Origin of the sequence: Streptomyces sp. NBC_01288, assembly GCF_035982055.1 — a bacterium.
Lineage (GTDB): Bacteria > Actinomycetota > Actinomycetes > Streptomycetales > Streptomycetaceae > Streptomyces.
Window position 1 is genome coordinate 9,698,742 of sequence record NZ_CP108427.1, and the last position, 13,173, is coordinate 9,711,914.

At 70.9% G+C, this 13,173-nt stretch carries 10 protein-coding genes; 7 read left to right on the forward strand and 3 right to left on the reverse strand.

Annotated elements, in window-relative coordinates; translation table 11 throughout:
• Positions 1 to 74: 74 nt before the first annotated feature.
• Complete coding sequence (locus OG194_RS43645) at positions 75 to 1,253, forward strand: acyl-CoA dehydrogenase family protein (RefSeq protein ID WP_327406261.1); 1,179 nt, start codon at positions 75 to 77, stop codon at positions 1,251 to 1,253.
• Between the two features lie 72 nt (positions 1,254 to 1,325).
• Here OG194_RS43645 and OG194_RS43650 read toward each other — a convergent pair whose 3' ends face one another.
• A complete protein-coding gene (locus tag OG194_RS43650) occupies positions 1,326 to 2,348 on the reverse strand; it encodes a bacteriocin fulvocin C-related protein (RefSeq protein WP_327406262.1) in 1,023 nt (340 codons plus the stop codon).
• Positions 2,349 to 2,691: 343 nt separating this feature from the next.
• Between OG194_RS43650 and OG194_RS43655 the strand changes: the two genes are divergently transcribed.
• The 6 genes from OG194_RS43655 to OG194_RS43680 all read left to right on the forward strand — a co-directional run bounded on the left by OG194_RS43655 (position 2,692) and on the right by OG194_RS43680 (position 12,548).
• Positions 2,692 to 4,953, forward strand: coding sequence for a serine/threonine-protein kinase (locus tag OG194_RS43655; protein WP_327406263.1), 2,262 nt, complete (start codon positions 2,692 to 2,694; stop codon positions 4,951 to 4,953).
• An 845-nt stretch (positions 4,954 to 5,798) separates the two neighbouring features.
• Entirely contained in the window at positions 5,799 to 7,370 is a 1,572-nt protein-coding gene (locus OG194_RS43660; RefSeq protein ID WP_327406264.1) for a phytoene desaturase family protein, read from the forward strand.
• The gene (locus OG194_RS43665) at positions 7,370 to 8,134 is read left to right on the forward strand and encodes a class I SAM-dependent methyltransferase (RefSeq protein ID WP_327406265.1); all 765 of its coding nucleotides are present in this window, start codon (positions 7,370 to 7,372) and stop codon (positions 8,132 to 8,134) included. Before OG194_RS43660 ends, OG194_RS43665 begins: the two co-directional genes overlap by 1 nt.
• Before the next feature lie 70 nt (positions 8,135 to 8,204).
• Positions 8,205 to 9,314, forward strand: a complete 1,110-nt coding sequence (locus OG194_RS43670) for an NAD(P)H-dependent flavin oxidoreductase (protein WP_327406266.1) — start codon at positions 8,205 to 8,207, stop codon at positions 9,312 to 9,314.
• A complete protein-coding gene (locus OG194_RS43675) occupies positions 9,311 to 10,906 on the forward strand; it encodes an acyl-CoA synthetase (RefSeq protein ID WP_327406267.1) in 1,596 nt (531 codons plus the stop codon). Before OG194_RS43670 ends, OG194_RS43675 begins: the two co-directional genes overlap by 4 nt.
• Before the next feature lie 145 nt (positions 10,907 to 11,051).
• Entirely contained in the window at positions 11,052 to 12,548 is a 1,497-nt protein-coding gene (locus tag OG194_RS43680; protein WP_327406268.1) for an acyl-CoA synthetase, read from the forward strand.
• Positions 12,549 to 12,576: 28 nt separating this feature from the next.
• Here OG194_RS43680 and OG194_RS43685 read toward each other — a convergent pair whose 3' ends face one another.
• On the reverse strand, positions 12,577 to 12,804 hold the full coding sequence (locus OG194_RS43685) for a hypothetical protein (RefSeq protein WP_327407436.1): 228 nt from the start codon (positions 12,802 to 12,804) through the stop codon (positions 12,577 to 12,579).
• Entirely contained in the window at positions 12,696 to 13,100 is a 405-nt protein-coding gene (locus tag OG194_RS47785) for a MerR family transcriptional regulator (protein WP_442811759.1), read from the reverse strand. The genes OG194_RS43685 and OG194_RS47785 overlap by 109 nt, the downstream gene beginning before the upstream one ends.
• Positions 13,101 to 13,173 lie beyond the last annotated feature (73 nt).

Below are 13,173 nucleotides of genomic sequence, written 5' to 3' on the forward strand. Positions count from 1 at the left end.
CGCCATTCCCTATTTCTGGAACACGTTCTACGGTGTGCGCCGTCAGGACCGGCCTTGGGGAGCCTGGAGGCGCCGTGCATCTCGAATACACGCCCGAGCAGCAGCGACTGCGCACCGAACTGCGCGCCTACTTCGCCGAGTTGGTGCCCGACCACGCCTACTCGCGCTACGACGACCCGGCCGCCCAGAAGCGCTTCTACCGCGAGACGATCCGCCGGCTCGGCACGGACGGCTGGCTCGGCGTCGGTTGGCCCGAGGAGTACGGCGGGCGCGGGCTGTCGCCGATGGAGCAGTTCATCTTCTTCGACGAGGCCGCGCAGGCGGGCGTACCGCTGCCGCTGATGGCGCTCAACACGGTCGGCCCGACGATCATGCAGTTCGGCACCGACGAACAGAAGGCGTACTTCCTCCCGAAGATCCTCGCCGGCGAGATCGACTTCGCGATCGGCTACAGCGAGCCCGATGCCGGTACCGACCTCGCGGCGCTCAAGACGCGCGCCGTACGGGACGGCGACGAGTACGTCGTCGACGGCCAGAAGATCTGGACGACCAATGGCGACACCGCCGACTGGGTCTGGCTCGCTGTCCGCACCGACCCGGACGCCCCGCCGCACAAGGGCATCACCATGCTCCTGGTCCCGACCGCCGACCCCGGCTACTCCTGCACGGTGATCAACACCCTCGCCTCGCACGACACCACCGCGAGTTACTACGAGAACATCCGTGTCCCCGTCACCCGCCGCGTCGGCAAGGAGAACCAGGGCTGGCGCCTGATCACCAACCAGCTCAACCACGAGCGCGTCACCCTCGCCGCCCACGGCACCATGGCGATCCGCGCCCTGCACGACGTCCAGCACTGGGCCATGGAGACCAAACTCACCGACGGCCGCCGCGTCGTCGACCTCCCCTGGGTCCGCCGCCTCCTCGCCCGCACCTACGCCAGGCTCGACGCGATGAAACTCCTCAACTGGCAGATGGTGAACGCCGTCCAGGAAGGCACCCTCACCCCGCAGGACGCCTCCGCCGTCAAGGTCTACGGCTCGGAGGCGCGCCGCGACGCGTACGCCTGGCTCATGGAGATCGTCGCCGCGGCCGGCGCCCTGAAGGAGGGCTCGGCAGGGGTCGTCCTGCACGGCGAGTTGGAGCGCGGCTACCGCTCCGCCGTCATCTTCACCTTCGGCGGCGGCAACAACGAGATCCAGCGGGAGATCATCTCGTGGATCGGGCTGGGGATGCCCAGGGTGCGGCGGTAGCCCCGGTCGTGCACCGCCGTAGGAAGGCACGAGCGCCGAGCAGGGGGTGGCTTTAGCCGAGCAGGGGTGGCTTTAAATGCAGTACCCGCTGCACGGTCCCAGCCACAGTGGACCGCAGCCGTGATTGGTCCAGTTGCAGTAGAACGGTGAGGCGTAGCACACGGTGTCGCAGCTTCCGCTCCCCGCGCACTGGGAATTGCAGTCGAGGACCTGGGTGCCCTGATCGCTCCGAGGCGCCACACCTTGCGTGTCGGCACCTTGAGTGTCGGCAGGGCCCAGCGTCATGAGAATCGCCCGCGCCTCGCTCTCGCCGAACGCCGCCACAGCCGCCGCCTTCAGCCCTTCGGCGGCTGCTTCTTGCCGGCGCCCCGCGATGATCTGCGGTGCCGACCGCGTCGCGTCGTCCAGCACGGCGGACTGCTCGGCCGACAGACCGGGGTGTGTCTTCCGGTAGTTCGCGAAGTGCGCCACCCACAGATCACTCCGAGCCGAGGCGGACAGCGCGCCGTAGATGGCGCGGCGATAGTCCGCGGGGTAAGCGGCGAACTCGGAGTAGCCGGACGGCAGCTGGTCGAGGTTTGCCTTCACCCATCGCGACGCCTTACTGCCCTTGGCGCGGGTCACCGCCTGCGCGGGAGAGGCCGCCAGGCCGCCGGTGACCAGAAACGTTCCCAGAGCAAGCCCCGGGACGGCCTTGAGGATTCCCCGACGGCTCGGAGGCCGCAGCACATCGAGGTCGCGGAGCGCACGCACGACCCGCAGCGAGTCCGAGGGCCCCAACAGCCGTGCCAGGCGGAGGGACAGCGCGGCTCCCGTCCATGCCCGCACCTGATCGCCGTCGACCGCCAACAGGGTCGGAGCCCACTCGGCGCCTTCTCCCAGGGCACGCACGCGCAGGTCGCGAATACGGGGTTCGGTGAGGCCCGCGGTGGTCAACGTGCCGTCGACGGACACGCGAACCCGATCCACCACTTCCTCGCAGAATCGACAGTCGGCGTCGAATGCCAATATCCACTCGGTCACAAGATTCTCCCCACGATTTCGGGTCCACCTGAAGAGAAACCATTTGCCGAGACGTCCGGAAGCGTCAATCACTTCGAGGGGGATCGAAATGCTTTACATTTTCCCGGCGTGCGAGGTGCTCCGACGGCGCGTGACGCACTTGCCGTAAGCCTCCCCGCCGTCGTACGCCCATCAGCTCTACGGCGGACCGCCCCCGGGCCCGCCACCGTCCCCCGGCAACTGCCCGCCACAGGCACCCTGTTGCACTGCGTACCCGCACATGTGCTCCGGCACCACCCGCCCAGGCGCATCCTGTGTGCCGTGTCACGGCTCAGGTCGGCTCGGGCACGCCCCCGTACAAAGTCGGACGATCGCTCGCCATACTGGACGAGCCAGGGGAGGGCGGGACGAACACCGACGGGGGCGAACGCGGGAGATGGGGGACAGCAGACTGATCCAGGGTCGCTACCGCCTGCTCGATCTGATCGGGCGCGGTGGCATGGGCGAGGTGTGGCGTGCGCGGGACGAGTCGCTGGGGCGGCAGGTCGCCGTGAAGTGCCTCAAGCCGCTGAACCCGCACCACGACCAGTCGTTCACCCGGGTCCTGCGCGAACGGTTCCGGCGGGAGGCCCGGGTGGCCGCCGCGTTGCAGCACCGCGGGGTGACCGTCGTCCATGACTTCGGTGAGGCGGACGGGGTCCTCTATCTGGTGATGGAACTGCTCGACGGCCGCAATCTCTCTCAGCTCCTGGAGGACAACGAACAGCGGCCGCTGCCCGTCGGGGACGTCGTCGACATCGCCGAGCAGGTCGCCTCCGCCCTCGCCTACACCCACCAACAGGGCATCGTGCACCGGGACTTGAAGCCCGCGAACATCATGCGGCTGACGGACGGCACGGTGAAGATCTGCGACTTCGGCATTGCCCGCCTCGGCGCCGACATCGGGTTCACCTCCCGGCTGACCGGCACCGGCATCGCGATGGGCACCCCGCACTACATGTCGCCGGAACAGATCAGCGGCACCGAGGTCGACCAGCGCAGCGACCTCTACTCCTTCGGCTGCGTGCTGTACGAACTCACCACCGGGGCACCGCCGTTCGACCTCGGCGACGCCTGGGCGATCCTCATCGGGCACCGCGACACCGTGCCCCGCCCGCCGCGCGACGAGCGGGCCGAGGTGCCCGAGTACCTGGAGAAGGTCATCCTCGACCTGCTCGCCAAGCTGCCGGAACAACGTCCGCATGACGCGCGTGAGTTGGGCCGCCGGATCACCTTGGGTCGTACGACACCCCTGTATGTGCCGACCGTTGTGACCCCGCAGCCCCAACTGCGCCCGTCCGAAGCCGTGTCCGAGCCCGTGTCGGAGCCGGCCTCCCGCGAAGCCCGCCTGCCGTCCTGGACGCGCGGGATGACCACCGGGCACAAGGCGACCGGCGCCGGACTGCGCACCACCCCGCCGGACGCCGGAGCCGGACTCACCGGCGAGTGGATCGCCCGCCCGACCACCGGCCACGCCGAGGAACCCGCGCCGGAGTCACCGTCCGCACCGCCCACGGAGACCCTCAACGCCCTGACCGGACGCCACAACGCGGGCCTGAGCCTGGGGAGGTTGGGCCGCTGGGCGGAGGCCGGCGAGGTGCACCGCGCGGTCGCAGCGGAACGGCAGCACCTGCTGGGCCCGGACCACCCCGACACCCTCGCCAGCCGGTACGAACTCGGCTTCACCCTCAGCCGTACCGGCCGTGCCGCCGACGCTCTGCACGAGTACACCCACGTCGCCCGCGCCAGGGAACGTGCGTTGGGCGCCGACCATGCCGACACGCTCGCCGCCCGGCAGGAAATGGCGTACGTCCTGGGGCAGTTGGGCCGGCACTTCGACGCACACCAGGTGTACACGTCCGTACTCGCCGCCCGGGAACGCACCATGGGCCCCGACCACCCGGACACCCTGCGCTGCCGCCACAACCTCGCCTTCAACCTCAGCCGGTTGGGCCGTCTGGAGGACTCGTACCGCATGGCCTGCGAGGTCGCCGCCGCCCGCGCCCGCGTGCTGGGCCCTGGTCATCCCGACACACTGGTCACCCGCTACGAAGTCGCCTACGCACTAGGCCAGTTGGGCCGCTGGCCCGAGGCACTCCAGACCTACGGCGAGGTCGCCGAAGCCCGCGCGCAAGTTCTCGGCCCCGACCACGCGGACACCCTCGCCGCCCGCTACGAGATCGGCATCAGTCTCGGCCGGCTCGGCCGCAGCGCCGACGCCCTGAAGCTGTACCGCGACCTGATCGACGACCGCACCCGTGTCCACGGCCCCGCCCACCCCGAGACCCTCCGCGCCCGCCACGGCCTCGGCGTCAACCTCGGGCGCCTCGGCCGCTGGGAGGAGGCCCTCGCCGAGTCCCGCGACGTGTGCGCCATCCGCGAGCGCGTCCTCGGCGCCGACCACACCGACACCCTGGTCAGCCGCCGCGAGGTCGCCGTGGGCCTCGGCTGGCTGGGCCGCTGGGCCGACGCCCTCACCGAGTACCGCCGGGTGGCCGCCGCCCGCGAGCGCGTCCTGGGCCCGGACCACCCCGACACCCTCGCCAGCCGCAACGACGAGGCCCACTGCCTGGAACAACTCGGCCGCAACGCCGAGGCGGTCGAGCTGTATCGCCGCGTGGCGGTACTCAGGCAGGGGCGGGCGGCCGGCGGGCACTGAGGGCCGCGCTGCCAACTCCGGCCGTGGACGCGGACAACCCGGGCTGCCGACGGGAACGGCCGGGTCTGCCTTCGGCCGTGTCTGCGTCGGCCCGCGGGCGCCGGGTGCCGCCCGCTTCTCTCCGGCCGTGTTCGCGGACGGCCGCGCCAGCGTCCGCCTGCGGATGGGACGCTTGCGTCTGTTTTCGGTCCTGTCGGCGGACGGCTGGGCCCCTCGTCCGCCCGCAGAGGCGACGGCCGCGTCTGGCTTCGGCCGTGTCTGTGTCCGCCCGCGGGCGCCGGGTGCCGCCCGCCTCTCTCCGGCCGTGTTCGCGGAGGGCTGCGCCAGCGTCCGCCTGGGCATGGGACGCCTGCGTCTGCCTTCGGCTCTGTCTGCGTCCGCCGGCAGGCGCCCGGTACTGCCCGCTTTCCTCCGTCCGTGTTCGCGGACGGCCGCGTCACCGCAGCAGCCCACAGCCGTAGACCAACGCCCGTGGGCCAACCGGCCGGAGCCAACAAGCCCGCAATTCAACAGCCGGAGGCCCCAGTGGACCAACGCCCCCAAAGGGGCGCGGGGAACTCCGCGACCAGCCCCCACGGCGCGCCACCCGCGAAACAACCCAAGGAGGCACAACCAACGCGCCCCTCACCCCGCCACAGACGGAACCGCTGCGCCTGCCCCCGGCCCGGTGCGCATCCGCCCGTCAGCGCCCACTACCCGCCCGCCCCTCCGGCCGTGGGCGCGGACACCCGCAACCCCTAAGCCCGCCCACGCCTGCCCCCGACCCGGTCCACGTACGCCCGCGGTCACCGAGCACAACCCGCCCACCCCTGGCCGACCTAGATCACCTCGTGTTACCAAGAACCATGCCTGCACACGAGGGACCCGGACACCGGACGTACGACGCCGTCATCGTCGGCGGTGGCCACAACGGCCTGGTCGCCGCCGCCTACCTGGCCCGGGCCGGGCGCTCCGTGCTGGTCCTGGAACGCCTCGGCGGCACCGGCGGCGCCGCTGTGTCGACGCGCCCGTTCGCCGGGGTCGACGCGCGGCTGTCGCGGTACTCGTACCTGGTCAGCCTGTTGCCCAAGAAGATCGTGCGGGACCTCGGCCTCGACTTCCGTATCCGCGGCCGCACCATCTCGTCGTACACCCCCGTGGAACGCGACGGACGCCCCACCGGCCTCCTCGTCGGCGGCGGCGAGCGCCGTACCCGGGACGCCTTCGCCCGGCTGACCGGCGGCGACCGCGAGTACGCGGCCTGGCAGCGGCTCTACGGCATGACCGGCCGCCTCGCGCAGCGGGTCTTCCCCACGCTCACCGAACCGCTCCCCACTCGCGACGAACTGCGCCGCCGCGTGGACGACGAGGACGCCTGGCGGATGCTCTTCGAGGAACCGATCGGCGTCGCCATCGAGGAGAACTTCACCGACGACCTGGTCCGGGGCGTCGTCCTCACCGACGCCCTCATCGGCACCTTCGCCGACGCCCACGACGTCTCCCTCGCGCAGAACCGTTGCTTCCTCTACCACGTCATCGGCGGCGGAACCGGCGCCTGGGACGTCCCCGTCGGCGGCATGGGCGCACTGACCGACGCCCTCGCCACCACCGCGCGCGTGGCCGGCGCCGTCCTCGCCACCGGCCACGAGGCCGTACGGATCGACACCGACGGACGCGCCGCCGAGATCACCTACCGCACCGCCGAGGGGGAGGGGACCGTAGCCGCCCGGCACGTCCTCGTCGGCGCCTCGCCGCAGCAACTGGCCGCCCTCACCGGCGACGAGCCGCCCGCCCCCGCCGAGGGCGCCCAGCTCAAGGTCAACATGCTGCTCAAGCGACTGCCCCGGCTGCGCGACACCTCGGTCGACCCGCGCGAGGCCTTCGCCGGCACCTTCCACATCGCCGAGGGCTACGACCAACTGGCCGCCGCACACGCCCAGGCCGCGTCCGGCTCGCTGCCCGCCGCGCCGCCCTCCGAGATCTACTGCCACTCGCTCACCGACCCGAGCATCCTCGGGCGCGACCTCGTCGAGGACGGCTACCAGACCCTCACGCTCTTCGGTCTGCACACCCCGGCGCGGCTGTTCGAGCGGGACAACGACGCCGTACGCGACGAGCTGTTGAAGGCGACGCTGGCCCAGTTGGACCACCACCTCGCCGAACCCCTCACGGACTGCCTGGCCACCGACGCGGACGGCCGCCCCTGCATCGAGGCGAAGACTCCGCTGGACCTGGAACGCGACCTCCGACTCCCCGGCGGCAACATCTTCCACCGCGAACTGACCTGGCCCTACGCCCAGGAGGACACTGGCCGTTGGGGTGTCGAGACCCGGCACGCGAACGTCCTGCTGTGCGGGGCGGGCGCGGTGCGGGGCGGCGGCGTGAGCGGGGTGCCGGGGCACAACGCGGCGATGGCGGTGCTGGAGGCGGGGGAGTGATGTCCTCCGTCCGGGATTTCTACGACGCGCTCGCCGCCGACTACCACCGGATCTTCCCGGACTGGGACGCGAGCATGGCCCGCCAGGCGGCGGCACTGGACGGCGTCGTCCGGGATCGGTTGGGTTCCGGGCCACACCAGGTGCTGGACTGTTCATGTGGGATCGGCACACAGGCGATCGGGCTGGCGGGCGTCGGACACCGGGTGATCGGGAGTGATCTGAGCCCGGCCGCGGTCGCGCGGGCCGCCGTCGAGGCCGCGGCCCGGGGTGTCCGCCTTCCGGTGACCGTGGCGGACATGCGGTCGCTGCCGTTCCGGGCAGCCGCCTTCGACGTCGTGGTCTGTGCCGACAACTCCCTCGCGCATCTGCTCACCGCCGACGACGTCGGTACGGCTCTGGCCGGCATGCGGCGGGTCCTGCGCGACGACGGGCTCCTGATGATCAGCATCCGGGACTACGACGAACTCCGGGCCACCCGGCCCACGTCGACGCCTCCCCAGCTGTCGACGACCGCCGAAGGCCGGGTGATCACCTTCCAGTTGTGGCGCTGGCACGAGGACGGTGAGCGGTACGACCAGGAGTTCTTCCAGCTCCTGCCCGCGGGCGACGGTTGGGAGGTGCGGGTGCGCCGTGTCACCTCCTGGGTCCTGACCCGCGGCCAGTTGAGCGATGCGGTGGCCGACGCGGGCTTCACGGACGTCAGTTGGCACGAACCGGAGGGCAGTGGCTTCTACCAGCCCGTGCTCACGGCGCGACAGACCTAGCTGTCGAGAAATCTGACGGAGCATCAGAAAAGGCCTTCCGTCGTCCGGAGGACTGCGGCATTCTGCGCCCATGCAGACGGAGTTGAGCAAGAAACTGGGAGTCGAGCACGCCATTTTCGGCTTCACGCCGTTCCCCGCCGTCGCCGCGGCCATCAGCCGGGCCGGCGGTCTCGGAGTGCTCGGCGCGGTCCGCTACACCGCCCCCGACGACCTCAAGCACGACCTCGACTGGCTGGAGGCGCACGTCGACGGGATGCCCTACGGCCTCGACGTCGTGATGCCGGCGAAGAAGGTCGAGGGCGTCACCGAGGCCGAGGTCGAGGCGATGATCCCGGAAGGGCACCGGCAGTTCGTCACCGAGACCCTGGCCAAGTACGGCGTGCCCGAACTCGCCGAGGGCGAGGTGTCCGGCTGGCGCATCACCGGGTGGATGGAACAGGTCGCCCGCAACCAGCTCGACGTCGCCTTCGACTACCCGATCAAGCTGCTCGCCAACGCCCTCGGCTCGCCGCCCGCCGACGTCGTCGCCCGCGCCCACGACCACAACGTGCTCGTCGCCGCGCTCGCGGGCAGCGCCCGGCATGCCCGCAAGCACGCGGAGGGCGGTATCGACATCGTCGTGGCCCAGGGCTACGAGGCGGGCGGCCACACCGGCGAGATCGCCTCCATGGTGCTCACGCCCGAGGTCGTCGAGGCCGTCGACCCGTTGCCGGTTCTCGCCGCGGGCGGCATCGGCAGCGGACAGCAGGTGGCCGCCGCGCTCAGTCTCGGTGCGCAGGGTGTGTGGCTGGGCTCCATATGGCTGACCACCACAGAGGCCGATATGCACTCGCCCGCCCTGACCCGCAAGCTCCTCGCGGCCGGTTCCGGCGACACCGTCCGCTCCCGCGCCCTGACCGGGAAACCGGCCCGCCAACTGCGCACCGAGTGGACCGACGCCTGGGACGACACGGACGGTCCGGGCACCCTTCCCATGCCCCTCCAGGGGCTGCTGGTCGCGGAGGCCGTCTCGCGCATCCAGAAGTACGAGATCGACCCGCTGCTCGGTACCCCCGTCGGCCAGATCGTCGGCCGCATGAACAGCGAACGCAGTGTCCAGGCCGTCTTCGACGACCTCACCCGCGGCTTCGAGCACGCGGTCGACCGCATCAACCGCATCGCCGGAAGGAGCGGCCAGTGAGCACCCAGGGTGAGACCACACAGGGCGGGACCACACAGGGTGCGAGCACACCCCCCGCCGGCTTCTGGGCCCAAGCGGCTCAGGAACCCGACCGTGAGGTCCTCGTCGCTCCGGACGGCGAGGTGTGGACCGCCGGCCGACTGCACGCCGCCGCGAACCAACTCGTCCACGGTCTGCGCGCCGCCGGACTCGAACGCGGCGACGCCTTCGCGGTCGTCCTGCCCAACGGCGTCGAGTTCTTCACGGCCCATCTGGCCGCCACCCAGGCCGGGTTCTACCTCGTCCCCGTCAACCACCACTTCGTCGCACCGGAGATCGCCTGGATCGTCGCGGACTCCGGCGCCAAGGTGCTCATCGCGCACGAGCGGTTCGCCGAGGCAGCCCGCCAGGCCGCCGACGAGGCAGGCCTGCCCGCCACCCACCGGTACGCGGTCGGCACGGTCGAGAGCTTCCGGCCGTACGCCGAACTCCTCGACGGACAACCGGAGTCGGCGCCCGCGGACCGCACGCTCGGCTGGGTCATGAACTACACCTCGGGCACCACCGGCCGCCCCCGCGGCATCCGCCGCCCCCTGCCGGGCAGGCCGCCCGAGTCGGCGTACCTCGGCGGGTTCCTCGGCATCTTCGGCATCAAGCCGTTCGACGACAACGTCCACCTGGTCTGCTCACCGCTCTACCACACGGCCGTCCTCCAGTTCGCGGGCGCGAGCCTGCACATAGGGCACCGTCTGGTCCTGATGGACAAGTGGACCCCGGAGGAGATGCTCCGCCTGATCGACCGCGAGAAATGCACCCACACCCATATGGTCCCGACCCAGTTCCACCGCCTCCTCGCCCTCCCGCAGGACATACGGGCGCGCTACGACGTCTCGTCCATGCGGCACGCCATCCATGGCGCCGCGCCGTGCCCCGACCATGTGAAGCGGGCGATGATCGACTGGTGGGGCCAGTGTGTGGAGGAGTACTACGCGGCCAGCGAGGGCGGCGGTGCCTTCGCGACCGCCGAGGACTGGCTGAAGAAGCCCGGCACGGTCGGCAAGGCCTGGCCCATCAGCGAACTCGCGGTCTTCGACGACGACGGCAAGCGGCTCCCGCCCGGTGAACTCGGCACCGTGTACATGAAGATGAGCACCGGCGGCTTCGCCTACCACAAGGACGAGGACAAGACGAAGAAGAACCGCATCGGCGACTTCTTCACCGTCGGCGACCTCGGCATTCTCGACGAGGACGGCTATCTCTTCCTCCGCGACCGCAAGATCGACATGATCATCTCGGGCGGCGTCAACATCTACCCGGCCGAGATCGAGTCCGCGCTTCTCGCCCACCCCGCCGTCGCCGACGCCGCCGCCTTCGGCATCCCGCACGACGAGTGGGGCGAGGAGGTCAAGGCCGTCGTCGAACCGTCCTCCGGCCACGAGCCAGGACCGGCCCTCGCCACCGCCCTCCTCGACCACTGCGCCGAGCAACTCGCCGGCTACAAACGGCCCAAGAGCATCGACTTCATCACCGAGATGCCCCGCGACCCCAACGGCAAGCTGTACAAGCGGCGGCTGCGGGACCCGTACTGGGAGGGACGGACGCGGCCTGTGTGAGTGCCTAGGCACTTGGGGGGAAGGGCGTGGCCCGGACCCATGTGGTCCCGCCTCATGTGGTCTCGGCCCATGTGGGGCGGACCCACCCGACCACCCCGACCAGCCCGCTTGACCTGCCCGGGTGGCGGCCCGAGGATCATGTGTCATGACGACCGGACAGGGCAGCACGGTTGACGGGGTACTGCGACGCAGTGCCCGGCGCACTCCCGCACGCGTGGCGGTGGACTACGGCGAGCGCTCCTGGACGTACGAGGAACTCGACGACGCCGTCTCCCGCGCGGCGAGCGTGCTGCTCGACCAGGGCCTCGCGCCGGGCGACCGGGTCGGCTCCTACGGCCACAACTCCGACGCCTATCTGATCGGCTTCCTCGCCTGTGCCCGCGTGGGCCTCGTGCACGTGCCGGTCAACCAGAACCTCACCGGCGACGACCTCGCGTACATCGTCGGTCAGTCCGGAAGCGCGCTGGTGCTCACCGACCCTGACCTCGCCGGTCAACTCCCCGACGGGGTAAGGACGTTGCCGCTGCGGAACGCCGACGGCTCGCTGCTGGACCGGCTGGCGTCCGCGTCGCCGTACGACGGGCCCGAGCCGCGCACCGACGACCTGGTGCAGCTGCTCTACACCTCGGGAACGACCGCGCTGCCCAAGGGCGCGATGATGACTCACCGAGCCCTGGTGCACGAGTACTTGAGCGCGATCACCGCCCTGGACCTGAGCGCGGGGGACCGGCCGGTGCACTCGCTGCCGCTGTACCACTCGGCGCAGCTGCATGTGTTCCTCCTGCCGTACCTCGCGGTCGGGGCGACGAACACCATCCTCGACGCGCCCGACGGCGACCGGCTCTTCGACCTGATCGAGGCCGGGCGCGTGGACAGCCTGTTCGCCCCGCCGACGGTGTGGATCGGCCTGGCGAACCGGCCCGACTTCGCGACCCGTGACCTGAGCGGGTTGCGCAAGGCGTACTACGGCGCGTCGATCATGCCGGTGCCCGTCCTGGAGCGGCTGCGCGAGCGGCTCCCCAAGCTGGCCTTCTACAACTGCTTCGGGCAGAGCGAGATCGGCCCGCTGTCCATGGTCCTGGGCCCCGATGAGCACAAGGGCCGACTGGACTCCTGCGGGCGTCCCGTCCTGTTCGTGGACGCGCGGGTGGTCGACGAGGACGGCAAGGAGGTGTCCGACGGAACGTCCGGCGAAGTCGTCTACCGCTCACCGCAGTTGTGCGAGGGCTACTGGGACAAGCCCGAGGAGACCGCCGCGGCCTTCCGCGACGGCTGGTTCCACTCCGGAGACCTCGCGGTACGGGACGCGCACGGCTTCTTCACCATCGTCGACCGGGTGAAGGACGTCATCAACTCCGGTGGTGTACTGGTCGCTTCACGCCAGGTCGAGGACGTGCTCTACACCCACGAGAGCGTCGCCGAGGTCGCCGTGATCGGCCTCCCGGACGACCACTGGATCGAGGCCGTCACCGCGGTCGTCGTCCCGCGCGGCGAGGTCACCGAGGCCCAACTCATCGACCACGCCCGGGAGGAGCTCCCTCACTTCAAGGCGCCGAAGCGGGTCGTGTTCGTGGAAGAGTTGCCACGCAACGCCAGCGGGAAGATCCTCAAGCGGGAGTTGCGGGAGCGGTTGGCCGACTGAGCGTCCTCATCCGGGAGCCTGGGCGTCCTCATTCGGGAGCCGAGGCCGGGGCGGGTGCCGATGCCGTGCGGGTCTCCGCTCCCGCGATCGTGTCCCGCAACACCGCACGCGCCGCGGCGAGTTCGGCGGCACGGTGGTCCAGGTCGCTCAACTGGGCCCGCAGGGCGTCGAGTACACCCGGGCAGGGCTGCACGGCGGCCTCGGTGAGGTCCGCGAACAGCAGGATCGCGGCGGTCTCGGACGTCGCCCTCGGCACCGGTGGCCTTGTAGGTCAGCCCCGCCCGCACCCCGCCCGGGTTCATCAGCGCGAGGTCGGTCTCCGGGTCCAGCCGCTTGCCCGCCCATGGTGCAGGGCAGTACGTGCCGGATGACCCGGGTGGGCAGCCCGGCGGCAAGGAGCGCGCGGATGCGGAGCACGGCGTCGGTGTCCGAATCGGCGTACTCCCTATAGCCGTTGGGCAGCCGCTCGGGTCGTAGCAGCCCCGCCCGTTCGTAGTAGCGCAGCAGTCGCTCGCTGGTTCCCGTCTGCTCGGCTAGCTCCCCGATCAGCACGCGCCCACCCCTCTCCGGCTTGACCTTCCAACGGTGTCAGGGATCAACACTGGTGTCCGCCACCGGCATTCCG